The organism is Mesorhizobium sp. ORM8.1 (assembly GCF_053005525.2).
Window position 1 is genome coordinate 4,320,456 of sequence record NZ_CM132600.1, and the last position, 22,721, is coordinate 4,343,176.

The window sequence follows — 22,721 nt, forward strand, 5'->3', positions numbered from 1 at the left end:
GGGTTCGGCGCCGACAGCGCGGGCTGCCATGCCAGCAATGCCAAATCCAGGCAGAGCCTGGACCGGCCACGCATCATTTCCCCCGGGGTGCAAACGCTCGGGCGTGCTGACACAGCCGACCCGAGCCGACCAATAACAGTCTCGGCAACGGCTGTCCGCCTTGACTCCGGCGCAACCTTCGGTTAGGGACGGCCCGCAATCGGCGTGGAGGGTTCTCCGCGCCGCTTGTTTTTTGAACCCGCAGACTGACAAAAAGACGGCCGAACCGCCTCAGGCGGTTCATCAAGGCCGACCGAACAGCGAAAGGCAAAAAATGTTCGCAGTCATCAAAACGGGCGGCAAGCAGTATCGCGTCGCCGCCAACGATCTCCTGAAGATCGAAAAAGTCGAAGCCAAGGTCGGCGATATCGTCGAGATCGGCAGTGTGCTCGCGCATGGCGAGGGCGAGAATGTCACCTTCGGCGCACCGTTCGTCGATGGGGCTCTGGTCACGGCGGAAGTCGTCGAGCAGGGCAAGAACCGCACCGTCATCGCCTTCAAGAAGCGCCGCCGCCAGAATTCGCGCCGCAAGATCGGCCACCGCCAGCTTTTGACCACGGTCAGGATCTCCGAGATCCTGCTGGATGGCGCCAAGCCGGCGAAGAAGGCCGCTGCCAAGCCGGAAGCCAAGGCTGAAGTCGCCGCCGAGGCGAAGGCCGAGGCTGCTCCGAAGGAGCCCAAGGCCAAGAAGGAAGCCAAGGCCGAGGTTGCCCCGAAGGAAGAGGCCAAGACTGAGGCCGCTGCTGCCGAGACCAAGTCCGCGCCGCTGTTCAAGGCGCCGAAGGGTGAGCCGGACGACCTGACCGTGATCAAGGGCATCGGCCCGGTCGCGGCCAAGGATCTCGCCGAACAGGGCATCGTCACCTTCGCTCAGCTCGCCAAGCTGAGCGACAAGGACGTCGCCAAGATCGACGAGCACATGCCGTTCAGCGCCGACCAGATCAAGGACTGGCGCGAGCAGGCCAAGGAACTGGCGAAGAAGTAGAAAACGGACCGGCGATAAGGTCGCCGGATCGGACTTGAAACGGAACGCGAACGCGTTCATAAGACCATTCAAGCGCCTCTTGAGGCGCATCGGAGTTAGTTAGATGGCACACAAGAAAGCTGGCGGTTCGTCGCGCAACGGTCGCGATTCGCACTCCAAGCGTCTCGGCGTGAAGAAGTTCGGCGGCGAAGCCGTGATCCCGGGCAACATCCTCATTCGTCAACGCGGCACGACCTGGCATCCGGGCGTCAACGTTGGCATGGGCACCGACCATACCCTTTTCGCGCTCGAAGCCGGCGCGGTCACCTTCAACAAGAAAGCCAACGGCCGAACCTACGTGTCGGTAAACCCGATTACCAAAGCAGCGGAGTAGCCGGTTCCGCACCACAACACCGGCGCCCATCTCGGGAACCGGTGTCTGGCCAGGCCAGGAAAAGGATCAGGAGAGATGGGCCGCCCATCTCTCCTTTTTCATTTTCTTGCCCTGGAGGACTAAAATGGTTGCCGAAGCGGAAGATACGGAAGACGAAAGTTACGCGATCGATTGCCCCGTGCTCGCCACCGAGCGTCTGGTCATGCGCGCTCCGCGCAACAGCGATCTCGAACAACTCGTCGCGCTTGCCGACAACCGCCACGTCGCCGAGATGCTGGCCCGCATGCCGCATCCCTATGGCGAAGCCGAGGGCCGCGCCTTCCTGGCCATGGCGGCCTCGCGGCGCGCAGGCATCGTCTATGCGCTGACGCTTGCCGGCACCGGCACCTTCGTCGGCTGCGCGGGGCTCAACACTACCGATCGCGGGCTGGAGCTCGGCTACTGGATCGGCGAGCCCTACTGGAAGCGCGGCTATGCGACGGAGGCCGCGCATGCGCTGGTCGACCTCGCCTTCCAGAAGACCTCGATCCAGGTGCTGCATGCCTCGACCCGGGTGATCAACCCGGCCTCGCGCCGCGTCATCCACAAGTGCGGCTTCCAGTATGCCGGCCAGGGCATGCTGAACTCGATCGTCGCCGGCCAGGTGCCGGTCGAGCGCTACCGGCTGGACAGGAAGACCTGGACCAGCCTCAGGAACTGGGTGCATTTTTGATGCGTGACGCTGGTGAAGCCGATGGTTGAGGACAGCGCTGATATTGAAACGGTCGCAATCGTGCCGTTAGCGCTTGGGCATATTGAAAGCTTTCATCGCGCGCTCGATATCGTTTCGCGTGAGCGAAGGTACCTGTCCTTCCTTGAGGCGCCGCCGCTGGATCAAGCCAGAGCATTTGTAGTGGATCGCCTCGAGAGAGGTGATCCAGGATATGTGGCGATTGTTCGGGACGAGGTTGTCGGCTGGTGTGACATCACGCGGCATGACCGGCCCATACACGCTCATCGCGGCACGCTTGGAATGGGCATTATCCCGGCCTACAGGGGGCATGGCCTCGGACTGAAACTGATCAATGCAACCGTGGCGCAGGCGCGTAAGGACGGCTTTGTCCGCGTCGAGCTTTTCGTGCACTCCGACAATGCTCGCGCCATCGCGCTTTATGACAAGGTTGGGTTTGTCACGGAGGGGGTGCAACGCGATGCCGTCTACATCGACGGGGAATATCGCGATGCGATCGTAATGGCGATCGTCGAGCGTGAAAACGCTGCGGGATGAATGTTTGTCAGCCGAGCTCGGCCCAGAGCGGCAGGTGATCGGAGCCAACCGCCTGGCGGTCGGCCCACAGGCGCTGCAGCGATCTGGCCAGCGAGGCGCTGGTGAAAACGTAGTCGATGCATTTGTGGCGGCTGGCATCGGCGGGGCGGTCGGGATCGACCCAGGTGACGAGACCGGCAATGTCGAGGCGCTGGGCGACGTCGACGGCGAGATCGGCGGTCAAGGGCATGCCGAATTCGTGGTCGGGGCGGCCGGCAAGCTCGACATATTCGGGCGACCCCGGCAGCATGTTGAAGTCGCCCATGACGATGAAGGCTTCCGGATAGGGCAGGTCCGGCAGGCCGATCTCGGGAATGCCGGACAGCCCGCCGCCTTCCAGCGTGTAGTTCAACAGGCGCTGGCGCAGGAAGCGGATCTGGTTCTGGCGCTCGACCGGGCTGCGATGGTCGAGATGGGTGGAGTAGAAGCGGATGAAACCGAGCGGCGTCTCGATCAGCGCCTCGAGCGCGCCGCGCTGGAAATTCATCGTCTCGAGGCTGCGGCTGCGCGGCAAAAGGAGATTGCGCGACAGATGGATGGGTGTCTTCGACAGCACCATGTTGCCGAGCTGGAAGTTGGTCGAGATGGCGCGGCCGTTCTCCACGCGCCCGCCGATGTTGACCTCGAAATTGCTGCCATAAGCGGCAAAATAATCGGGCAGCGCCTCGCCGATCTCGGCCACCATGTCGCGGTCGCCGTTCCTCGGATTGTTGCGGGTCACTTCCTGGAGCGCAATCACGTCGGCGCCGCGCACCGCATCGGCGATGCGGCCGACGTCGTATTTGCCGTCGAGCCCGATGCCGTACTGGATGTTATAGGAAACGACCTTCATTCCCACGCCCCTTCAGTCATGCCCCGCGCCAGTGCTACCGCGTCCCCGGCAAAAGGGCATCAGGCGCTTTAGTCGCAAATCGGCCTCGCCCTAGGCCCCGCCTTGGTTTAAGGCATGTCGAGATTCAGGTGATGCCGGCCTGCAAATGGCCATTTCGGCTCGGCGTGACCTGAATCTCAACATGCCTTAGAGCAATCGCGCAAGTGCAGTTAACAGAAACCTGAAACGCAGATGAAATTCCTCGATCAAGCCAAGGTTTACATTCGCTCCGGCGACGGCGGCGCCGGTTCGGTGTCGTTCCGGCGCGAGAAGTTCATCGAGTTCGGTGGCCCGGATGGCGGCGATGGCGGCCGTGGCGGCGATGTCTGGGTGGAAGCGGTCAACGGGCTGAACACGCTGATCGACTACCGCTACCAGCAGCATTTCAAGGCCAAGACCGGCACCCACGGCATGGGCCGCAACATGACCGGCGCCAAGGGCGCCGACGTGACGCTGAAAGTGCCGGCCGGCACGCAGATCTTCGCCGAGGACAATGAGACTCTGATCTGCGACCTGACCGTGGTCGGCCAGCGCTTTCTGCTCGCCAAGGGTGGCAATGGCGGCTTCGGCAACCAGCATTTCAAGACCTCGACCAACCAGGCGCCGCGCCGCGCCAATCCCGGCCTGCCGGGCGAGGAGCTGAACATCTGGCTGCGCCTGAAGCTGATTGCGGACGCCGGGCTGGTCGGTCTGCCCAATGCCGGCAAGTCCACCTTCCTGGCGGCGGTGACCGCCGCCAAGCCGAAGATCGCCGACTATCCGTTCACGACGTTGCATCCCGGTCTCGGCGTCGCCCGCATCGACGCGCGTGAATTCGTCATCGCCGATATTCCAGGCCTGATCGAAGGCGCGCATGAGGGCGTCGGCATCGGCGATCGTTTCCTTGGCCATGTCGAGCGCACGCGCGTGTTGCTGCATCTCGTCTCGGCGCAGGAAGAAAATCCGGGCAAGGCCTACAAGACCGTGCGCGCCGAGCTCGATGCCTATGGCAACGGGCTGACCGACAAGGTCGAGATCGTCGCGCTCAGCCAGATCGACATCCTCGATGCCGGTGAACGCAAGAAAAAAGCGGCGTCGCTGAAGCGCGCCGCCGGCCGGGCCCCGATGCTTTTGTCGGCTGTCACCGGCGAGGGCGTCGAGGCGGTGCTGCGGGCGCTGATGGCCGTGGTGGGCGAAGCGCGCGACAGGGTTGCGGCGCCGGTCGAGACCCGCTGGAACCAATAGCGATGACGGCGCAATCGCTGACAAAATACCGGCGCATCACGGTCAAGATCGGCTCGGCGCTGCTTGTCGATCGCAGCAGTGGCCTGAAGCGCGACTGGCTGGCCTCGCTTGCCGACGACATCGCGGTGCTGGCCGATGGCGGGGCCGAAATCCTGGTCGTGTCCTCGGGCGCGATCGCGCTCGGCCGCACCATTCTCGGCCTCGGCAAGCGGGCGCTGAAGCTCGAGGAAAGCCAGGCTGCAGCCGCTGTCGGCCAGATCGCGCTTGCCGGCGCCTGGTCGGACGCGCTCGGCAAGGACGGGCTGAAATCGGGGCAGATCCTGCTCACCCTCGGCGACACCGAGGAGCGGCGACGCTATCTCAACGCGCGCGCGACGATCTCGACGCTGCTCAAGATGAAGGCGGTGCCGGTCATCAACGAGAACGACACGGTGGCGACCTCCGAAATCCGCTATGGCGACAATGATCGCCTGGCCGCGCGCGTCGCGACGATGATGGGCGCCGATCTGCTGGTGCTGCTCTCCGATATCGACGGGCTCTACACGGCGCCGCCAGCCAAGGATCCGGATGCAAAATTCATTCCGATGGTCGACCGCATCACGCCCGATATCGAAGCGATGGCAGGGGCGGCCGCTTCCGAGCTGTCGCGCGGCGGCATGCGCACGAAGCTCGATGCCGGCAAGATCGCCAATGCCGCCGGCACCGCGATGATCATCACCTCCGGCACCAGGCTGTCGCCGCTGATGGCGATCGAGCGCGGCGAGCGCGCGACCTTCTTCAAGCCGAGCGCCAACCCGGTGAAGGGCTACAAGACCTGGATCGCGGGCCAGCTCGAACCTGCAGGGCGGCTCACCGTCGATGCCGGCGCCGTCGGGGCGCTGAAATCGGGCAAGTCGCTGCTGGCGGCGGGCGTAAAGTTGGTCAGCGGCAACTTTTCGCGCGGCGATACCGTGGCGATCCTGTCGCCGGAAGGCCGCGAGATCGCGCGCGGGCTGGTTGCCTACGATGCCGCCGATGCCGTAAGGATCGCGGGCCTGAAGACGGTCGAGATCGAAAATGTGCTCGGCTACGAGGCGCGCTCGGCGATGATCCATCGCGACGATCTTGTGGTAAGCGTGACTGGCGACCAAGTATTGGCTGACGACTAGAGCAATTCCGGGAAAAGTGTGAAGCGGTTTTTCGTCTGGAATTGCGGTGAAATAAAGAGGCGAAGCTGAGGATGAACCATGCTGAAGCTGCATGAAAAATCCGTCGAAGACACCGTAGCGCTGATGGCCGATATCGGCCGCCGCGCCCGCGCTGCCGCCCGACCGTTGGCCGTCGCTTCCACCGAGGCCAAAAACGCCGCGCTTGTCGCCATGGCGGACGCCATCCTGCGCAACGAGGAGGCGATCCTCGACGCCAATGCCATCGACGTGTCGAACGGCAAGGAAGCCGGTTTGTCCGGTTCCTTCATGGACCGGCTGAAATTGACGCCGTCGCGCATCAAGGCGATGGCCGAGGGCATTCGTGAAATAGCCGGGCTCAGGGATCCGGTCGGCGACGTGATCGCGGCCTGGGACCGGCCGAATGGCCTGCATATAGAACGCGTGCGCACGTCGCTCGGCGTCATCGGCGTCATCTATGAAAGCCGGCCTAACGTCACGGCGGACGCCGGCGCGCTCTGCCTCAAGGCGGGCAATCCAGTGATCTTGCGCGGCGGCTCGGATCTGCTCAATTCATCCGCCGCCATCCATGCCTGCATGGTCGAAGGGCTGAAGGCCGCCGGCCTGCCGGAAGATGCCATCCAGTTGGTGCCGACCACCGACCGCGCCGCCGTCGGCGAAATGCTCAAGGGGCTTTCCGGCAATCTCGATGTCATTATCCCGCGCGGCGGCAAAAGCCTGGTCGGGCGGGTGCAGAGCGAGGCGCGGGTGCCGGTCTTCGCGCATCTCGAAGGTATCTGCCATCTCTATGTCGACCGCTCGGCCAAGCTCGACATGGCGGTAAATATCGCCGTCAACGCCAAGATGCGGCGCACGGGTGTGCGGCGCGGCCGAGACGCTGCTGGTGGACCGCGCCGTCGTTGCCACGCATCTGGTGCCGGTCCTCGAGGCGCTGCGTGCGGCCGGTTGCGAAATCCATGCCGATCAAGAGGTGCTGCAGGCCTTCTCCGATGCCTGCCCGGCGACCGATGCCGACTGGGTGACCGAATATCTCGACGCCATCATCGCGGTGAAGCTGGTCGATGGTGTCGCTGGCGCGATCGAGCATATCGAGACCTTCTCCTCGCACCATACAGAGGCGATCGTCGCCGAGGATGCCAAGGCGGTCGAACGCTTCTTCAATGAGATCGATTCGGCGATCTTGCTGCACAACGCCTCGACGCAATTCGCCGATGGCGGCGAGTTCGGCATGGGCGCCGAAATCGGCATCGCCACCGGCAAGATGCATGCGCGCGGTCCGGTCGGGGTCGAGCAGCTGACTTCGTTCAAATACCGCGTGCGCGGGTCGGGGCAGGTAAGGCCGTGACGCTTGTTGCCTTAAGGGGTTGAAGGTTGCGCCCAGGCCCCCTCTCTGGCCTGCCGGCCATCTCCCCTCAAGGGGGAGATTGGATGTCGCTTTGGCTTTCGCTAATCGCCGACGTTGAAGATTGGGCGCTGTCGGCGCAACTGCTGTTCTCCCCTTGAGGGGGAGATGCCCGGCAGGGCAGAGAGGGGGCCTAGCACCATGCTTTCGTCCCTTCAGCCCGCCATCCCCGCCCGATACCTCCGCATGCCTTATGCCGCCAAGGGCCTGACGGTCGGCCTGTTCGGCGGCTCGTTCAACCCGCCGCATGCCGGCCATGCGCTGGTGGCCGAGATTGCGCTGAGACGGCTTGCGCTTGATCAGCTGTGGTGGATGGTGACGCCCGGCAATCCCTTGAAGAGCGCGCGCGAACTTGCGCCGCTCGCCGAGCGCATCGCGCTCTCCGAAAAGATCAACAGGAATCCCAGGATCAAAGTCACCGCTTTCGAGGCGGCGCAGCATGTCCGCTACACCGCCGATACGCTGGCGCTGGTCAAGGCGCGCAATCCGGGCGTCGACTTCGTCTGGATCATGGGCGCGGATAGCTTGCGCGATTTCCATCGCTGGCAGCGCTGGCGCGAGATCGTGCTGACCTTTCCGATCGCCGTCATCGACCGTCCGGGCGCCACACTTTCCTTCCTGTCGTCGGTCGTCGCCAAGACCTTCGACTATGCCCGCATCGACGAGGTCGACGCGCCGCGGCTTGCCCGCATGCAGGCGCCGGCCTGGACCTTCATCCACGGCCCGCGCTCGTCGCTGTCGTCTTCCGCGATCCGCCGGGCGGCGAAGCGGTAGGGCAACACCGGCCATGTCGCTTTTGAGGCGGCTTTTCGCCGGCCTGTAAGCCAAGCTCCCGCAAGCATGCTGAAGCAGAACCAGACCACGATCGATCGCGGCCGCGCCGAACAGCCGGCACCGCTGATCGCCATTGCCAGCGTCATCGTCTCGATGGCGCTGATTGCGATCGGCAATGGGCTGATGTTCGCTTATATCCCGGTGCGCCTCGGCGCCGACGGCTTCGACCCGACCTGGGCCGGGCTGATCGTCACCGGGCTTTCCGCCGGTGGGCTCGCCGGCTGCATCCTGACCGGACCTCTGGTCAAAAGGGTCGGTCATGCGCGCGCCTTCATGGTGCTGTCGGCACTGATCGCACTGTCCAACGCCGCGATCGGGGCCGGGCCGATCCCGCTTCTGTGGATCGCGGCCAGAGCGCTTTACGGCTTTGCCATATGCGGTCTGTTCATCGTCGCGCAGAGCTGGCTGAACGACGCCTTGCCCAACGCCATACGCGGCCGGGTGATGGCGGTGTTCTATGTCGCCTATATCGGCGGGCTTGGCGTCGGTTATGCGACGCTTGCCGTGATCGACATCCACACAGCCGCGGCATCGCTGATCGGCATCACCTTCACCGCGCTGTCGATCCTGCCGGTCGGTATGACGCGGCTTGCCCAGCCGCCCGCGCCGCAGGCGGCGTCCGTGGCGCTGCGGCAAGCGTGGCGGATCTCGCCGGTCGGCGTTGCCGGCATGCTGGCCGTCGGCGGCCTGTCGATGATCGTTTCAGGCTTCGCGCCGATCCATGCCACCGCCAAGGGCTACAGCCAGGCCGACGTGGCGCTGCTGTTGTCGGCAATGCCGGTCGGCACGCTGATCCTGCAGATACCGCTGGGCTGGCTCTCGGACCGCACCGACCGGCGTTATGTGCTGGCCGGCGCGGCGGCGCTCGCGACCGTTGCCAGCGTGCTCGCCATTCTCTTCGACGGCGGCGCGCTTATGGCCCTGGTGGTGATCTACCTGATCTGGGACGGCGCAGCGGAATCGATCTATGCGCTGTCCAGCGCGCATGCCGCCGACCGCGCCCGCAAGGACGAGCTGCTGGCGCTTTCGAGCTCGATGCTGTTTGCCTGGTCGCTTGCGGGTTTCGTCGTGCCGGGCATCGTCACGGCGCTGTCCATCGTCTTCGGCACCGCCACTTTCATTTATGTCGGCATCGTCATTGCGACGGCATTCTGCTTCTTCGTTCTCTGGCGGGTGATGGCCGCGCGGCCGGCTCCCGCCGTGTCCACCGGAAATTTCGCGCCGATGTCGGCCCAGACGCCGCTACCGGTAGAGCTTGCCTTCGCGCCGGACGACCAGCCGCGCCAGCCCGGCGACTGATCGGGTTACTGCTTGCGCGCCTCCGGCGACGGCGCTTCCGGCGGCGGCAACGGGATCGAGATGCCTTCGCTGTCGAAGGCCTGCTTGGCGCGCTTGGTCATGTCGATCTGGGTGGAGAAAAAATCCGCCGCCGCCGTCCAGTAGCGCAAGGTGAGCGAAACCGTCGTGTCGCCGAGATTGGCGACGAAGGCGATCGGCGCCGGCTCGCGTCTGATGCGTTTCTCGGCATTGGCGATGGCAAGCAGCGTCTTCTGGGCGCGGTCGATGTCGTTCCAGGAGCCGATGCTCAAGGAAATGTCGGTGCGGCGAACGCCGTTGCGGGTGAAGTTGCGCACCGGCTGGTTCCATAGAGTCGAGTTCGGCGCCAGCACATAGACGCCGTCCGCGGTGCGCAATTTGGTGGCGAACAGGCCGATCTCCTCGATTGTCCCGGCGATCGAGCCGACCTCGACATATTCGCCGATGCGGAAAGGCCGCAGCGCCAAGAGCATGATGCCGGCGGCGATGTTCTGCAGCGTGCCCTGCAGCGCCAGGCCGATGGCCAGACCGATGGCGCCGATGGCCGCAATGATGGAGGCCGTCTGTACGCCGAACTGGCCGAGCACCATGATGACCACCAGGATCAGGATGGCGTAGCGAACGATCTTTGAAAAGAAATGGCGCAGCGTTTCATCGAAGCCGTGGATATGACCGAGACCCGCACGGATGGAACGCTCGGCAAGACCGGCGACGAGATAGCCGACAATCAGCAGGATGACGGCGCCGATGGCCGAGAAGGAATAGGAAACGATCAGCGTGGAAAGCTGTGCAATCCCTGCCTGGATGGTGACAAGGGCGGTTTGCGGGTCGGTGGGCATGGCGGGATTCCCGTTGGTCGGTGTGCCGATAACCCATGCGTCCGGGATCAGTTCCCGCCTTTTTCGGCCCCTCAAACGGCGTTCTGGACCAACCCGCTGACAGGGGCCGGAGAGCCTTCGTCTTGAAAGTGCAATGGAACTCTGCCTATCTAAGGGGTGTCACCTGATTTGGTGGGTGATTTGGTTGTTCTTGTTGGGAAAGGAAACACACTGAGAACAGCACTGCGGAAGAAGGCTGACGTCATGCCTTCGCCGGCCGGGATCAGCGTAAACGACGCCGTGTCCCTTGCCATCGACACAGTCCTTGCCAGTCTGGAAGACTCCAAGGCCGAAAACATCGTCTCAATCGACATCCAGGGAAAATCGAGCCTAGGCGACTATATGGTCATCGCCTCGGGCCGGTCGCACCGTCATGTCTCGGCTGTCGCCGATCATCTCCTCAAGGCGCTCAAGGATGCCGGTCTCGGCAATGCGCGCGTCGAGGGGTTGTCCGGCGCCGACTGGGTCCTGATCGATTCGGGCGACATCATCGTCCATGTCTTCCGCCCAGAGGTCCGCGAATTCTACAATCTCGAAAAGATGTGGCAGGCGCCGGACCTCGAGGAAGAGACCTTGCACTGAGCGCTGTCCCGTGTCGTAACCATTCAGGTCACGACAGGGATTAAAGAGCTCGCCGAGGCAGGGATGAAAATCACCGTTCATGCCGTGGGCCGGATGAAGACCGGCCCCGAGAGGGAACTCGCCGACCGCTATTTCGAGCGTTTCGCCAAGAGCGGGCCCGCGGTCGGGCTGGAGTTTTCCGGCATTGTCGAGACCCCTGAAAGCCGTGGCCAGAGCGCCGACGAGCGCCGCCGCGAGGAAGCTCAACGGCTGCAGGTGCAGCTGCAGTCCGGCGCCGTTCTCATCCTTCTCGACGAACGCGGCAAGGCGCTTTCGTCGCAAGATCTGGCCGGCCGCGTCGGCCAATTGCGCGACGGCGGCCGCAAGGCGCTGGTCATTGCCATCGGCGGCGCCGACGGCCACGACAAAGCCTTGCGCGAACAGGCCGATCTGGTGCTGTCGTTCGGCGCCTTGACCTGGCCGCACCAGCTGGTGCGCGTGATGCTGGGCGAGCAACTCTACCGGATTGCCACCATCCTGTCTGGTCACCCTTATCATCGATCTTGAAAAGCGCTTGCGATCTCCAAAAGCTGGGGATTGCTTGTCCATGTCCGGATTTTCGCCTCAAAGGCTGACCATCACGGCTGGAGTGGGTGCTTCCAACATGGTTGATGGTTCGTTAACGAAGCGGCGGATAGGTTAGAGACCTGATGCCCGAAGGCTGGAATCCGATTACGCGCGCCTGGCGCAGCCGCTGCGGCCTGACCCTTGTCGCCGCCGCAATGGTGCTTGGGCCGGCGCGGGCGGCGGAAAACACCCTCGACACGGCGCCCGACCCCGACCAGAGCCGGGCCGAATACGAGCAGGTCTCCAAGGAAATCACTTTGTCGTCAGAACGGCTGGCCAAGCTTGCCGCCGACATCGCTTCGGTCCGGAAGGATTACGCCTCGATCACCGCGGCGCTGATCCAGTCGGCAATGACCGAGCAGAAACTCGGCCAGGACATCGAGGATATCGGCGCCAGGCTGGAAGGGCTGAAAGCCGAGGAGCAGAAATTGCGCGCTTCGCTGATGGCGCGGCGCGACGTGCTTGCCGAGGTGCTTGGCGCGCTGCAGCGCATGGGGCTCAACCCGCCGCCGGCGATCCTGGTCAAGCCCGAGGACGCGCTGTCATCGGTGCGCAGCGCCATCCTGCTCGGCGCCGTGGTGCCGGAACTGCGCCAGCAGACCGACCGGCTGATGGCCGATCTCAAGGAACAGACCAGGGTGACGGCCTCGATCGAGGCCGAACGCGCCCGGCTGACCGCCGCGGTCACCGACCAGACGGCGGAAAAGAAGCGGCTCACCATGCTGCTGGAAGCCAAGAAAAAGCTGCAGGCCGATACGCAAACGGCGATTGCCGCGGAACAGCGGCGCTCGCAGCAACTGGCCGCCAAGGCGAGCAGCCTCAAGGACCTGATCGCTTCGCTCGAGGCCGACAAGACGCGCAAGGCAGCGGACCAGCTCAAGGCCGGAGACCAGAAATCGACCGCTGGCGACACGACGGCCTCGACCACAGAGCTTGCCGCGCTGCCGGTGCCCGAGGCCAATCGCCTGACGACATCGGCCCCGTTCTCGGCGCTGCAGGGCCAGATCGCGCTGCCCGTGATTGGCAAGGTCAAGCTGCGCTTCGGCGCCGACGACGGCAATGGCGCGGCCATGCAAGGCGACATGGTTGCGACACAATCGGGAGCCATCGTCACAGCGCCGGCGGATGGAAATGTGCTTTATGCGGGGCCGTTTCGCTCCTATGGTCAACTCTTGATCCTGAATGCCGGCGACGGGTATCATGTCGTTCTGGCCGGGATGAGCAGAATCAGCGTCGCGACCGGACAGTCGGTTCTCGCAGGGGAACCAATCGGCGCGATGGGAGAGGCCCGGGTGGCGAGCACCTCGGCCTCGCGGAATGGAAATGCGACGCCGGAACTCTATGTCGAGTTCCGCAAGGATGGAAAACCCGTCGATCCTGCCCCATGGTGGGCGGACCGATTCTCTGGAAGGACGTGAAATGATGCGGAAACTGTCGCTTCTGTTTGCCGGCGCGCTGATGGGCGCATCGGCAATGAGCCTGGTCTACGGCGCGCCCGGCTCGGCGGCGAACGCTGCGGGGTCCGAGACCTACAAGCAACTGGCTATCTTCGGCGATATCTTCGAGCGCGTGCGCGCGCAATATGTGACGCCGCCCGACGATAAGTCGCTGGTCGAGAACGCCATCAACGGCATGCTCGCCTCGCTCGATCCGCACTCGTCCTACATGAACGCCGAACAGGCGCAGGACATGCGCGTGCAGACCAAGGGCGAGTTCGGCGGCCTCGGCATCGAGGTCACCATGGAAAACGACCTGGTCAAGGTGATCACCCCGATCGACGATACGCCGGCCTCCAAGGCGGGTGTGCTGTCGGGCGACTATATCGCCAAGATCGACGGTGAAGAGGTGCGCGGCCTGACCTTGAACGACGCGGTCGAGAAGATGCGCGGACCGGTCAACACGCCGATCAAGCTCACCATCCTGCGCCAAGGCGCCGACAAGCCGCTCGAGATCACGGTGGTGCGTGACATCATCAAGGTCAAGGCGGTCAAGTTCCGGGTCGAGAACGACATCGGCTACATGAAGATCACCTCCTTCACCGAAAAGACCTATGACGATCTCGAAAACGCCATCGAGACCATCAAGAAGCAGGTGCCGAACGACAAGCTGAAGGGCTATGTGCTCGACCTGCGCCTCAATCCGGGCGGCCTGCTCGACCAGGCGGTGAGCGTTTCCGATGCCTTCCTGAAGCGCGGCGAGATCGTCTCGACGCGTGGCCGCGACCCGAAGGACGTCACCCGCTTCGACGCCAAGCCGAAGCAGGTCGACGATGTCAACGGCAAGCCGATCGTCGTGCTCATCAATGGCGGCTCGGCCAGCGCTTCGGAAATCGTCGCCGGCGCGCTGCAGGATCTGCGCCGCGTCACCGTGGTCGGCACGCAGTCCTTCGGCAAGGGCTCGGTGCAGACCATCATCCCGCTTGGCGAGAATGGCGCGCTCAGGCTGACGACGGCGCTCTATTACACGCCGTCCGGCAAGTCGATCCAGGGCAAGGGCATCACGCCCGACATCAAGGTCGACCAGCCGCTGCCGCCGGACCTGCAGGGCCGCGACCTGACGCGCGGCGAGTCCGACCTCAAGGGCCACATCAAGGGCGCCGACGAGAGTTCGACTGGTTCAGGCTCGGCTGCCTATGTGCCGCCGGATCCCAAGGACGATCTGCAGCTGATCTACGCCGAACAGCTGCTGCGTGGCCAAAAGACCGATCCGGCGTTCCCGCCGAACCCGGACAAGGCCGTGCTGAACCAGTAATTGGCGGTTTGGCCGGACCTCTGGCCGGCTGAGCGAAGCAATGCAATGCTGCCGGGACCGTGAGGTTCCGGCAGTTTGATTCGGGGACAGGCGTCGGCCAGGCCCTGGAGCCGGATGAAATCATCCGGTTCCAAATCAAAAAGATGGAGCATGATGTCGTCCGAAACCGCTTCACACTTTTCGGCATCATGCTCAAGGGTTCTGGATTGCCCGTGACGTCTGACTGGATCATGGGCCTGGGGATGCGGGTTGGCTGACACCGGCAAGGACATCGAACGCCCGCTTGGACAGAAGCTCCAGCCCAAGCGGCCGGCTTCGCGCGGCATCAGTGGCACCACGCTTGCCGCGGCCGTTGCCGTGCTTGGCGTGATCGGTATTTCCGGCGCGATTGCCTTTCGCGAAAAACCGTTCCGCAAACCGGAAGACGTGGCGGTCTCGACGCCGAAGGTCGTCACCGCGGCTCCCGCGCCGATGGCGGCGGCGCCCGCGCCAGCCCCAGTGGCGGCGACGCCGCCACCGGCCGGAACGCCGATGAAGAGCAGCGGCCCGCAGATCATCCACGTCCAGACCGAAGAGGGCGACGGGCCGCCGAAAGCGGCGATCGTCATCCGTGACCCGTCGACGCTGGGTCAGAACCTGAAGGTCGCGCACATCCCGGACAAGGCTTTGATCGAAGCCAGCGATACCGGCCCGTTGCCGATGCGCGGCGTCGACGGCCGGCGGCCGTTCGACGTCTATGCTCGGCCCTGGTCCGGCGCGCGCGGCGCGCGCGTGGCGATCGTCATTGGCGGGCTCGCCGTCTCGCAGACCGGTACGCAAGCCGCGATCGCCAAGCTGCCGGCCGAAGTGACGCTGGCCTTTGCGCCGCAAGGCAACAGCATCGGCCGCTGGATGCAGGCGGCCAGGCAGGGCGGGCATGAGGTCATCATGCAGGTGCCGCTCGAGCCGTTCGACTATCCGAACGTCAATCCCGGCCGCAACACGCTGACCGTTGCCGCCAGCCCGGACGAAAACCTGAAGAGCCTGCACTGGGCATTGTCACGGACGACCAACTACACCGGCGTCATGAACTATATGGGCGCGCGCTTCTCGGCCGACGCCACGGCAATGGCGCCGTTCATGGCCGAGCTCGGCAAGCGCGGGCTCGCCTATATCGACGACGGCTCGTCCGCACGCAGCGTGGCGCCCGACCTGGCGCTGAAGGACGGCGTGCCGTTCGTGGCCGGCGACACGGTGATCGACGCCGCGCAGGACCGCGGCGAGATCCTGAAGAAGCTCGACAGCCTCGAGGCGACGGCGCGCGCTAAGGGCACGGCGGTCGGCATCGGCTCGGCCTTCGACCTGACCGTCGACACGGTGACCTCCTGGACCGCCGAGGCGAAGAAGCGCGGCATCGAAATTGTGCCGATTTCCGCTGTCGCCATCGATCCGCAAAAACGCTAGCGCTATTTGCCTCCCTGGCGAACACTCGAAAACGGCTTGACCTGACCGATGACAAAAAAGATTGATCCCGAAACGCTGCCCTACCGCCCCTGCGTCGGGCTGATGATCCTCAACAAAGCCGGCCTCGTCTGGGTCGGGCATCGTATCGCTGAACCGGACAGCGAGTTTGCCGGCACCACGAAACTCTGGCAGATGCCGCAAGGCGGAATCGACAAGGGCGAAGAGCCGATCGAGGCCGCCGGGCGGGAGCTTTACGAGGAAACCGGCATGCGCAGCGTCTCGCTGCTTGCCGAAGCACCGCACTGGATCAACTATGATCTGCCGCCGCACCTGGTCGGCATCGCGTTCAAGGGCCGCTATCGCGGCCAGACGCAGAAATGGTTCGCCTACCGGTTCGAGGGCGAGGAAAGCGAAATCCAGATCAATCCGCCGCCCGGCGGCCACACGGCCGAATTCGACCAATGGGCGTGGCGACCGATGCAGGACCTGCCCGAGCTGGTCGTTCCATTCAAGCGCAAGGTCTACGAGCAGGTCGTGGCGGCTTTCCGGCATCTGGCAGGCTAAAACCTGCCGTTGCCGTGCGGGCGCCAGCGCCGTATTGATGGCTGATTGAACGGGGGTCGCCATGAACGACGACACCAGGCCCGATCTCCGGGACTGTCACGGGGCCGGCAGCCAGCCGGTGAGCGAGACCGTCGCCGGCGCGATCCTGACCATCGATCTTGGCGCCATCCGCGAAAACTACCGGCGGCTGAAGGCGCGGCTTGCCGGCGTCCGCTGCGCCGGTGTGCTCAAGGCCAATGGCTACGGCCTCGGCGCCCTACCGGTGGCATCGGCGTTGATGCAGGAAGGTTGCGACATCTTCTTCGTCGCTCTGCTCGGCGAAGGCTTGGCGCTGCGCAAGGCGATCGGGCCCGGTCCCGACATCTTTGTGCTGAACGGGCTGCCTCCCGGCTCCGAGGCGGATACGGCGGCGGCCGGGCTTTTCCCGCTCATCAACAGCGCCCTGCAACTGAAGGCATGGCGCAAGACCGCGCAAGCCGTTGGCCGCAGCCTGCCGGCCGCCATCCAGGTCGACAGCGGCATGGCGCGGCTCGGCATGTCGGCGGCGGACGTCGAGGCGGTTGCGGGTGAGGCCGGCGCTTTCGAGGGCATCGACATCCGCTTCGTGATCAGCCATCTCGCGCGCGCCGACGAGCCGCATGAGACAGCCAACGAGGCGCAACGGCTCGAATTCGAGCGGCTGCGCAAGCTTTTGCCGCCGGCGCCGGCCTCGCTTGCCAATTCGTCGGCCATCTTTCTCGGACCGGCCTACCATTACGATCTCGCCCGGCCGGGCGCGGCGCTCTATGGCGTCAACCCGACGCCGCACGAACCCAATCCGATGCTGCCGGTCATACAAATTCAGGCCAAGGTCGCGCAGACGCGCGCGGTCGAAAAAGGCGCCGGCATCGGTTACGGGCATACGCTGCATGCGCAGGGTCCGCTGCGGCTCGGAACCATCTCATTCGGTTATGGCGACGGCTGGCACCGACGCGCCGCGTCGGCCGCCTGGTTCGACGGGGTGCGGCTGCCCTTCGTCGGCCGCGTGTCGATGGATTCGATCATCCTCGACATCTCGGCGCTTCCTGCCGGCACATTGAGTGAGGGCGATCTCGTCGAGCTGATCGGTCCCTCGCAGAGCCTCGACGACGCGGCAGGTCACGCCGGCACGATCGGCTATGAGATATTGACCAGCCTGGGTGCGCGCTTTCACCGCCGTTACATCGGCGGTTGATACAGCCGCCTTTGCTTGACAAGCCGGGGCTTCTCGGCAAGGTTCGCGACATGAGCAACCTCGCTTATATTAAAACCTGCTTCAGGGTTTGCCCCATCGCGGGAGCGTAGCCCCGGCGTGCCGCCAATGCCGGCGGCCGCGTAAACCGGGGCTTCTGATTCCAGACATTTTCATCGAGCCGGCGGCCTTTGCGGCCCGGCTTTGTTCGCCGCCTTCGACGTGGCGGCTTGCGCGCATTCGCTTCGCCGATGCGCCGGCACATGAGGTAGGCCATGCATGCAGCAACGCAATCGCGTCCCCGAAACACCATCCTTGTCAGCGCGGCGGATCACGACCGGCTGACCAGTCTCGCCAGGGCCTTTCTCGACCGCGTGCCCGATATGGCCGAGGGCCTGCTTGCCGAGATGGATCGCGCCAGGGTCGCCACCGAGGCGGCAATGCCGGCCGACGTGGTGCGGATGGGCTCGACGGTGACACTTCAGGACCCGGAGGGAAGCGTTCAGACGGTGACGCTGGTCTATCCGGCGGAGGCCGACATCGCCGAAAGGCGCATATCGGTGCTGACGCCGCTTGGAACCGCGCTGATCGGCGCGCGGACCGGGCGCACCGTCTGCTGGCGCAGCCGCGACAGCCGGGTTCTCTCGGCAACGATCAGCGCTGTCGAGCCATCGCGGAGGGCGCCATGACCAGGACCGTCTACCGCCTGACGGCCAAGGACTTCGCGGTGATCGAGGCGATGCTGATGCGCCGTCGCGCGTTTGCCGATCCGATAGCGCCGATGCTCGAACGCAAGCTCGCCGAAAGCCGTGTCATTGCGACGGGGTCTGTCGAGTCCGACCTTGCCACGCTCAACAGCCGGGTGACTTTCCGAGCCGGCGGCGGGTCATCGCAGACACGCACGCTGCTACAGGCCGAAACATCGGCTCCCGTCGGCTCCGGCCTGCCGGTCGCCACGTGGCGCGGCCTCTGCCTGCTTGGCATGAGAGTGGGCCAGTCGGCGTTGGCCGAGCGGCCCGATGGCCCTGCCGAGGAGGTCCTTCTCGAGGATGTGGCCTATCAGCCAGAGGCCGCGCTGCGAGCGGCGCAGGATCGCGCCGCCGAACGATCTCGCCACGTCCTCACGCTGGTCCATAGCGCGCCCACCGGTGACTGGCCCCTTGGCGGGCGCGGCAAAATCCGGCAGACAGAAGGGGACGATCCAGGCCCTTCGGCGGCATGATCGGTCTTTGAGGAGCATAGAATGAAAGTCATCGTGCTGGGCGGCGGCGTGATCGGTGTCACCACGGCCTATTTCCTGGCCGAGGCCGGTCACGAGGTCACCGTCCTCGATCGCCAGCAGGGACCGGCGCTGGAGACCAGCTTCGCCAATGCCGGCGAAGTGTCGCCCGGCTACGCCTCGCCCTGGGCCGGCCCCGGCATCCCGACAAAAGCGGTGAAATGGCTGCTGATGAAGTACGGCCCGCTGGTGGTGCGGCCGGCCTTCGACCCGCATATGTGGACGTGGCTCCTCAAGATGCTGCGCAACTGCACGGCGGAACGCTATGCGCTCAACAAGTCGCGCATGGTGCCGTTGGCCGAATACAGCCGTGACACGCTGAAGGCGCTGCGCGCGACAACCGGCATCGCTTATGACGAACGGACCCAGGGCACGCTGCAGCTTTTCCGCAAACAGAAGCAGCTCGACGGCACCGGCGGCGATGTCGAAGTGCTGAAAAAATACGGCGTGCCTTACGAGCTGCTGGATCGCGACGGCTGCATCGGAGCCGAGCCTGCGCTGGCGGCCGTGCGCGAGAAATTCGTCGGGGGCCTGAGACTGCCCGGCGACGAGACCGGCGACTGCAAGATGTTCACCGACCGGCTGGCCGAGCTTTGCGTGGCGCGCGGCGTGACCTTCGATTACGGCAGGACTATCCGGCGCGTCGTCAGGGATCGCAACCGTGTCAGCCACGTGCTGACCGACAAGGGGCGCGGACGGCGGAAGCCTATGTGATGGCGTTGGGCAGCTATTCGCCGCAGTTCATGCGCAAGATGAAGCGGCCGATCCCGGTCTATCCGGTCAAAGGCTATTCGATCACCGTGCCGATCACCGAGGCCGGGGCGGCGCCGGTTTCGACGGTCATGGACGAGACCTACAAGGTGGCGATCACCAGGCTCGGCGACCGCATCCGGGTCGGCGGCACGGCCGAAATTTCCGGCTACGACCTTCGCTTGCATGAATCGCGCCGCCGCACGCTGGAGCATTCGGTCGGCGATCTGTTCCCCGGTGGCGGCGACCTCAAGACGGCGACCTTCTGGTGCGGCTTGCGGCCCATGACGCCGGACGGACCGCCGCTGATTGGCCAGAGCGAGCTTTCCAATCTCTATCTCAACACCGGCCATGGCACGCTTGGCTGGACGATGGCCTGCGGCTCGGCAAAGGTGCTTGCCGACATCGTTTCCAACCGGGTGCCGGAGGTCAATGCGCGCGATCTGAGCCCGGACCGGTATCTCAAACCAATTTGATGGCGTTACCGGGCGGCGGTTTTCAAAACGCCTCGCGGATCCAGGCGTCGCTGAACAGCAGGCGGTAGACCCAGCCGATGCTCACATTGGTGGCGACGGGCTGCGAATGGGCGACATAGTCGTCATAGATCGGCTTCATGCGGCGATAGAAGGCCGGGTCGAGCACGACCATGCCGTTTTCGCTGTCGTGGAAGAAGCTGCGGTTGTTGAGGTTGACCGAGGAGATGGCGACAAGCCTTTCGTCGATCATCATGATCTTGGCATGCAGCACGACATCCGGCGCCTTGAACTCGCGGATGTTGATACGATCGCCGTATTTCTCGACGAACAGCTTGTTGAGCGCGGTGAGGAACCGGCCGCCGATATCGCCCTTGAGATCGATGCGGCCGACGACGTCGATCTTCACACCACGCGCCAAAGCGCGGTCGACCGCCCGGGCGATGGGCGGCGTCAGGTTGAGATAGGGATTGACGATCTGGATGTGATGCTTGGCAGTGTCGATCAGCTCGACGAAGTAATTCTCCAGCGCGTGCCCGTCCTCGTAAGGCACGGAAACGAAATGCCGGGCCCCGCCTTGCGGGAGATGACCGCCCGACCGTACGGGAATTGAGAATGGCCGCGACAAATTGGTGTCGGCGTCGCGGAGCCAGATGGTCGACAGATGCGCGGCCAAGGTTTCGACCGTCGCCTGATCGGCGATCTCTATGTCGAAGTCGCTCCAGTTGGAATAGTAGTTCAAGGAGAAGCCGTCGGTCTTGCCGTATTGCTCGAGATCCGGATAGCGGGTCAGGTCGACCGGCTTATGAAAGAGGAAGCCGTCATGGATGTTGCGGCCGCCGATGATGACGCGCGAGCGTCCGGGATCTTCGGCCAGCGTCGCCAGCATCTTGATGTGATGGGTCTTGTGCAACTGTGAGATCTGCTCGTCGAACGGCGCGCCGTGGTCGGCCTGCCAGCGATATTCCTGCAACTCGACATTGGGGAATTCGGCCGCCAGCCTGTGCAGCATGGCGTCGTCCTTCTCGCGCTCCAGCACGTCGGTCACCAGGATGCGCACCTTGGTGCCCAGGGCCGCGTGATGGCGGATCAGCCGCTCCATGATGCGGCCGGAGAAATCCGCCTTGAATTCCAGCGACGACAGATAGATCAGCTTGAGCTTCGGGGCGTTGGAGAAATCGAGCGGCAATCCGGGATCGGCCTTGTCGATGGCGCTGTCGGGCAACGTCCTGCCGAGCAGCGCCTCGACCTTGGCGTTGAAGCCGTCGCGCGATTTGCGCAACAGCGTTGGGTGCCCAAGCGGCAGCGCGCAGGTCTGCGACAGCCAGCGGCTGGCGTAAAAGACGCGGGCGAGCTCGTCCAGCCCGGTTGGATCGGGCACCGGGCAGCGGTCGTAGCGGCTGTCCAGTGCCGCGATCCACGGGTCGGCGGCTTCTTCGCGCAGCAGCGTCAGCGGCGTGCCGGCCGGCGCCAGGCGTGAGGTGATGCTGAGATCGCAGCGGGTCAGCGCTTCGTCCGGAAACAGGCTGACGGATGTTTCGCTGGCGGGCAGGCTGAGATGGAAAGCCGCGTCCTTGGCGATGGTGCTGGACCCGCCTGCTGCGCGGATCGCGAGTGGCCCGTTGCAGGCGCCGGCGATCTCGACGGGCTGCTGTCCTGCCTGGCGCAGCACGATTTCGACCGAACGCGCCTCCAGCCCGGAAAAGCTGAACGTCTTGGCTTCGAGCGGTCGCGCGCTGGCATCGAGATAAAGCGTCTGTCGCGACATGCGCCAGCGCTCGCCGAAATGGCCTTCGCCGGGCTTGCCGGTCGCCGGTGTCACTTCGGTTTTATCGAGTGGTTTCGCCAGCTGCTGCAGCGCCGGGTAGGTCGCGTGAAAGCCGCTGTTATAGACATCGCGCCAGTCGCGGCCGAAGCGGCCGGTGCCGTTGGTGCGGTCGAGCGCGTCGATACGGCTCTGGGCAAGCAGCGCCTGGAATTGTTTTTCGTAGGCGCCGTCGCCACCACCGGCGAAATAACGTGCTGTGGCGATTTGTACGCCGGTGCTGTCCGCCGAGATCGGTGGACGGCTGCAGCCGTCGTCGTGTGGGAAAAAGCCGCAAGCCGAATGTCCCGGCATGCCGGCGCAGCCGGCCAGCACCGTCAGCGCCAAGCCGAGCAGGAACCGTGTCGCGGCGGATCTCAGGCTCATCCGGTCGCCCCGTTCATGGCCTTGAGCTGGGCCGGATCGCGTGGCGGCATGAAGCCCTGTGGGAAGATCTTGCAGACCGGGAATGCAAAAGTGGCGATAAGCAGCTCCGCCTCATCGCGCATCCCCATCGGCGCCGTCCTGTCGTCGCGGATTTTTCGCGCCGAGGCGACCAGTGCGCCGTCGCAATCGCAGTGGTTGCGGCGGGCGATGTAGCAGGCGTCGTGGACCTGGCATGCGGCGTCGAGCCGGTTGACCGGCTTTGCCGACAGATCGCCGGTGCGGGTGCCCGGTCCGCAATAATTGCCAATCACGAAAGGCGAGGGCCGCGACATCGCATAGCGGATCGGCTTCGGCAATTCTGATTCCGGCACCTTGGTCCAAGGGTTGGCGCAGTCGGACAATAAAAGCAGCGGCAGAATGGCAAGTACGGCTCGCATCTCTATCCGCGCCAGCTTTCCGAAAGATTTCCCCACCCCT

The 22,721-nt window shown here is 64.6% G+C and carries 21 protein-coding genes and 2 pseudogenes; 19 read left to right on the forward strand and 4 right to left on the reverse strand.

The features are described from left to right. The first annotated feature begins 313 nt into the window (after positions 1-313). The 4 genes from rplU to ACVDG8_RS21710 all read left to right on the forward strand — a co-directional run bounded on the left by rplU (position 314) and on the right by ACVDG8_RS21710 (position 2,664). On the forward strand, positions 314-1,024 hold the full coding sequence (gene rplU / locus ACVDG8_RS21695; protein WP_447256529.1) for a 50S ribosomal protein L21: 711 nt from the start codon (positions 314-316) through the stop codon (positions 1,022-1,024). A 103-nt stretch (positions 1,025-1,127) separates the two neighbouring features. Further along, positions 1,128-1,397 carry a 50S ribosomal protein L27 gene (rpmA, locus tag ACVDG8_RS21700; RefSeq protein WP_455707209.1) on the forward strand — a complete coding sequence of 90 codons (270 nt, stop codon included), beginning with the start codon at positions 1,128-1,130 and terminating at the stop codon, positions 1,395-1,397. 124 nt (positions 1,398-1,521) lie between these two features. Beyond that, positions 1,522-2,109, forward strand: coding sequence for a GNAT family N-acetyltransferase (locus ACVDG8_RS21705; protein ID WP_455707210.1), 588 nt, complete (start codon positions 1,522-1,524; stop codon positions 2,107-2,109). A 21-nt stretch (positions 2,110-2,130) separates the two neighbouring features. After that, on the forward strand, positions 2,131-2,664 hold the full coding sequence (locus tag ACVDG8_RS21710; RefSeq protein WP_447256532.1) for a GNAT family N-acetyltransferase: 534 nt from the start codon (positions 2,131-2,133) through the stop codon (positions 2,662-2,664). Positions 2,665-2,671: 7 nt separating this feature from the next. Here ACVDG8_RS21710 and ACVDG8_RS21715 read toward each other — a convergent pair whose 3' ends face one another. Beyond that, a complete protein-coding gene (locus ACVDG8_RS21715; protein WP_447256533.1) occupies positions 2,672-3,535 on the reverse strand; it encodes an endonuclease/exonuclease/phosphatase family protein in 864 nt (287 codons plus the stop codon). Positions 3,536-3,766: 231 nt separating this feature from the next. Here ACVDG8_RS21715 and obgE point away from each other — a divergent pair, with 231 nt between their 5' ends. The 5 genes and pseudogenes from obgE to ACVDG8_RS21740 all read left to right on the forward strand — a co-directional run bounded on the left by obgE (position 3,767) and on the right by ACVDG8_RS21740 (position 9,499). Next, positions 3,767-4,798, forward strand: coding sequence for a GTPase ObgE (gene obgE / locus ACVDG8_RS21720; protein ID WP_447256534.1), 1,032 nt, complete (start codon positions 3,767-3,769; stop codon positions 4,796-4,798). A gap of 2 nt (positions 4,799-4,800) precedes the next feature. Then, positions 4,801-5,946 (forward strand): glutamate 5-kinase, encoded by a 1,146-nt coding sequence (gene proB / locus ACVDG8_RS21725; protein ID WP_447256535.1) that lies wholly within the window; start codon positions 4,801-4,803, stop codon positions 5,944-5,946. A gap of 78 nt (positions 5,947-6,024) precedes the next feature. Further along, positions 6,025-7,309, forward strand: a pseudogene (locus ACVDG8_RS21730) (glutamate-5-semialdehyde dehydrogenase). Between the two features lie 243 nt (positions 7,310-7,552). Then, positions 7,553-8,140: a nicotinate-nucleotide adenylyltransferase gene (locus ACVDG8_RS21735; RefSeq protein WP_447256537.1), complete on the forward strand. Its 588-nt coding sequence runs from the start codon at positions 7,553-7,555 to the stop codon at positions 8,138-8,140. Positions 8,141-8,206: 66 nt separating this feature from the next. Beyond that, positions 8,207-9,499, forward strand: coding sequence for an MFS transporter (locus ACVDG8_RS21740; protein WP_447256538.1), 1,293 nt, complete (start codon positions 8,207-8,209; stop codon positions 9,497-9,499). A 5-nt stretch (positions 9,500-9,504) separates the two neighbouring features. Here the strand turns inward: ACVDG8_RS21740 and ACVDG8_RS21745 are convergent, their stop codons facing one another. Then, a complete protein-coding gene (locus ACVDG8_RS21745) occupies positions 9,505-10,356 on the reverse strand; it encodes a mechanosensitive ion channel family protein (protein ID WP_447256539.1) in 852 nt (283 codons plus the stop codon). 243 nt (positions 10,357-10,599) lie between these two features. On the opposite strand from ACVDG8_RS21745, the gene rsfS reads away from it, so the two are divergent. The 10 genes and pseudogenes from rsfS to ACVDG8_RS21795 all read left to right on the forward strand — a co-directional run bounded on the left by rsfS (position 10,600) and on the right by ACVDG8_RS21795 (position 20,056). Continuing rightward, the gene (gene rsfS / locus ACVDG8_RS21750) at positions 10,600-10,977 is read left to right on the forward strand and encodes a ribosome silencing factor (RefSeq protein WP_371013376.1); all 378 of its coding nucleotides are present in this window, start codon (positions 10,600-10,602) and stop codon (positions 10,975-10,977) included. A gap of 63 nt (positions 10,978-11,040) precedes the next feature. Further along, positions 11,041-11,523 (forward strand): 23S rRNA (pseudouridine(1915)-N(3))-methyltransferase RlmH, encoded by a 483-nt coding sequence (rlmH, locus tag ACVDG8_RS21755; RefSeq protein WP_447256540.1) that lies wholly within the window; start codon positions 11,041-11,043, stop codon positions 11,521-11,523. A 143-nt stretch (positions 11,524-11,666) separates the two neighbouring features. After that, positions 11,667-13,001, forward strand: coding sequence for a murein hydrolase activator EnvC family protein (locus ACVDG8_RS21760; protein WP_447256541.1), 1,335 nt, complete (start codon positions 11,667-11,669; stop codon positions 12,999-13,001). Between the two features lies 1 nt (position 13,002). Further along, positions 13,003-14,334: a S41 family peptidase gene (locus ACVDG8_RS21765; RefSeq protein WP_447256542.1), complete on the forward strand. Its 1,332-nt coding sequence runs from the start codon at positions 13,003-13,005 to the stop codon at positions 14,332-14,334. A 249-nt stretch (positions 14,335-14,583) separates the two neighbouring features. Then, positions 14,584-15,777 (forward strand): divergent polysaccharide deacetylase family protein, encoded by a 1,194-nt coding sequence (locus ACVDG8_RS21770; protein ID WP_447256543.1) that lies wholly within the window; start codon positions 14,584-14,586, stop codon positions 15,775-15,777. 48 nt (positions 15,778-15,825) lie between these two features. Next, positions 15,826-16,341 (forward strand): RNA pyrophosphohydrolase, encoded by a 516-nt coding sequence (locus ACVDG8_RS21775; RefSeq protein ID WP_447256544.1) that lies wholly within the window; start codon positions 15,826-15,828, stop codon positions 16,339-16,341. A 61-nt stretch (positions 16,342-16,402) separates the two neighbouring features. After that, entirely contained in the window at positions 16,403-17,554 is a 1,152-nt protein-coding gene (gene alr / locus ACVDG8_RS21780; protein ID WP_455707211.1) for an alanine racemase, read from the forward strand. Between the two features lie 272 nt (positions 17,555-17,826). Then, positions 17,827-18,240: a nucleoside diphosphate kinase regulator gene (rnk, locus tag ACVDG8_RS21785; RefSeq protein ID WP_455707212.1), complete on the forward strand. Its 414-nt coding sequence runs from the start codon at positions 17,827-17,829 to the stop codon at positions 18,238-18,240. After that, complete coding sequence (locus tag ACVDG8_RS21790) at positions 18,237-18,773, forward strand: nucleoside-diphosphate kinase (protein ID WP_455707213.1); 537 nt, start codon at positions 18,237-18,239, stop codon at positions 18,771-18,773. Before rnk ends, ACVDG8_RS21790 begins: the two co-directional genes overlap by 4 nt. 21 nt (positions 18,774-18,794) lie before the next feature. Next, positions 18,795-20,056, forward strand: a pseudogene (locus ACVDG8_RS21795) (D-amino acid dehydrogenase). A gap of 22 nt (positions 20,057-20,078) precedes the next feature. Here the strand turns inward: ACVDG8_RS21795 and ACVDG8_RS21800 are convergent. Continuing rightward, complete coding sequence (locus tag ACVDG8_RS21800) at positions 20,079-22,244, reverse strand: phospholipase D-like domain-containing protein (RefSeq protein WP_447256546.1); 2,166 nt, start codon at positions 22,242-22,244, stop codon at positions 20,079-20,081. Then, complete coding sequence (locus ACVDG8_RS21805) at positions 22,241-22,681, reverse strand: hypothetical protein (protein ID WP_447256547.1); 441 nt, start codon at positions 22,679-22,681, stop codon at positions 22,241-22,243. The genes ACVDG8_RS21800 and ACVDG8_RS21805 overlap by 4 nt, the downstream gene beginning before the upstream one ends. Between the last annotated feature and the right edge of the window lie 40 nt (positions 22,682-22,721).

Excerpts from the sequence above, each read along its gene's own strand:
- rplU (WP_447256529.1), top strand. The coding sequence starts at position 314 with ATGTTCGCAGTCATCAAAACGGGCGGCAAGCAGTATCGCGTCGCCGCC.
- rpmA (WP_455707209.1), top strand. The coding sequence starts at position 1,128 with ATGGCACACAAGAAAGCTGGCGGTTCGTCGCGCAACGGTCGCGATTCG.
- ACVDG8_RS21705 (WP_455707210.1), top strand. The coding sequence starts at position 1,522 with ATGGTTGCCGAAGCGGAAGATACGGAAGACGAAAGTTACGCGATCGAT.
- ACVDG8_RS21710 (WP_447256532.1), top strand. The coding sequence starts at position 2,131 with ATGGTTGAGGACAGCGCTGATATTGAAACGGTCGCAATCGTGCCGTTA.
- ACVDG8_RS21715 (WP_447256533.1), bottom strand. The coding sequence starts at position 3,535 with ATGAAGGTCGTTTCCTATAACATCCAGTACGGCATCGGGCTCGACGGC.
- obgE (WP_447256534.1), top strand. The coding sequence starts at position 3,767 with ATGAAATTCCTCGATCAAGCCAAGGTTTACATTCGCTCCGGCGACGGC.
- proB (WP_447256535.1), top strand. The coding sequence starts at position 4,801 with ATGACGGCGCAATCGCTGACAAAATACCGGCGCATCACGGTCAAGATC.
- ACVDG8_RS21735 (WP_447256537.1), top strand. The coding sequence starts at position 7,553 with ATGCCTTATGCCGCCAAGGGCCTGACGGTCGGCCTGTTCGGCGGCTCG.
- ACVDG8_RS21740 (WP_447256538.1), top strand. The coding sequence starts at position 8,207 with ATGCTGAAGCAGAACCAGACCACGATCGATCGCGGCCGCGCCGAACAG.
- ACVDG8_RS21745 (WP_447256539.1), bottom strand. The coding sequence starts at position 10,356 with ATGCCCACCGACCCGCAAACCGCCCTTGTCACCATCCAGGCAGGGATT.
- rsfS (WP_371013376.1), top strand. The coding sequence starts at position 10,600 with ATGCCTTCGCCGGCCGGGATCAGCGTAAACGACGCCGTGTCCCTTGCC.
- rlmH (WP_447256540.1), top strand. The coding sequence starts at position 11,041 with ATGAAAATCACCGTTCATGCCGTGGGCCGGATGAAGACCGGCCCCGAG.
- ACVDG8_RS21760 (WP_447256541.1), top strand. The coding sequence starts at position 11,667 with ATGCCCGAAGGCTGGAATCCGATTACGCGCGCCTGGCGCAGCCGCTGC.
- ACVDG8_RS21765 (WP_447256542.1), top strand. The coding sequence starts at position 13,003 with ATGATGCGGAAACTGTCGCTTCTGTTTGCCGGCGCGCTGATGGGCGCA.
- ACVDG8_RS21775 (WP_447256544.1), top strand. The coding sequence starts at position 15,826 with ATGACAAAAAAGATTGATCCCGAAACGCTGCCCTACCGCCCCTGCGTC.
- alr (WP_455707211.1), top strand. The coding sequence starts at position 16,403 with ATGAACGACGACACCAGGCCCGATCTCCGGGACTGTCACGGGGCCGGC.
- rnk (WP_455707212.1), top strand. The coding sequence starts at position 17,827 with ATGCATGCAGCAACGCAATCGCGTCCCCGAAACACCATCCTTGTCAGC.
- ACVDG8_RS21790 (WP_455707213.1), top strand. The coding sequence starts at position 18,237 with ATGACCAGGACCGTCTACCGCCTGACGGCCAAGGACTTCGCGGTGATC.
- ACVDG8_RS21800 (WP_447256546.1), bottom strand. The coding sequence starts at position 22,244 with ATGAGCCTGAGATCCGCCGCGACACGGTTCCTGCTCGGCTTGGCGCTG.
- ACVDG8_RS21805 (WP_447256547.1), bottom strand. The coding sequence starts at position 22,681 with ATGCGAGCCGTACTTGCCATTCTGCCGCTGCTTTTATTGTCCGACTGC.